Here is a 444-nt window from a genome sequence, read left to right as displayed (position 1 = left end):
GGCGGGCCTGCCGGATCCCCGACGAGGAGTGCCACCGTCCCAAGTGGCAGCTCGCCCTGGACATGCTCGACGAACTCGCCGGCTGCGGGCTGCGGCCCGCTGTCCTGGTCGCTGATACCGGCTACGGTGCGAACGCTGACTTCCGCCGCGGCCTGGACGAACGCGGCCTGGCCTGGGTGCTGCAGGCCAAGGGCGAGATGACCGCCCACGGCCAGGACGCGGTGCCGCACCAGCCCGAATACGGCGGGTTCGGCCCCAGGCCGCTGCCCCGATATCGCACCCGGCCTGTGTCCTTGCGCGAGCATGTGCTGGCCGCGGGTCGTGGCCGCGGTCGGACCGTGACCTGGCGCAAGGGATCGAAGGCGGCGATGAGCTCGCACTTCGTGTTCCTGCGCGTCCGGCTCGCGGGCCGTCGCCCGAAACCGGCTGCCGACGGCACGATCG

Annotated in this window: 1 protein-coding gene; it reads left to right on the top strand. The window is 72.7% G+C overall.

Annotation, left to right across the window (positions count from 1 at the left end):
- On the top strand, window positions 1-444 hold a 444-nt coding region (locus MRBLMG1_RS37255; RefSeq protein ID WP_367828589.1), incomplete at both ends, for a transposase.

This window comes from Streptomyces sp. LMG1-1-1.1 (assembly GCF_040815545.1).
Taxonomy (GTDB): Bacteria; Actinomycetota; Actinomycetes; order Streptomycetales; family Streptomycetaceae; genus Streptomyces.
The sequence above is the reverse complement of the archived record's forward strand: the minus strand, read 5'-3'. Positions and strand labels throughout refer to the sequence as shown.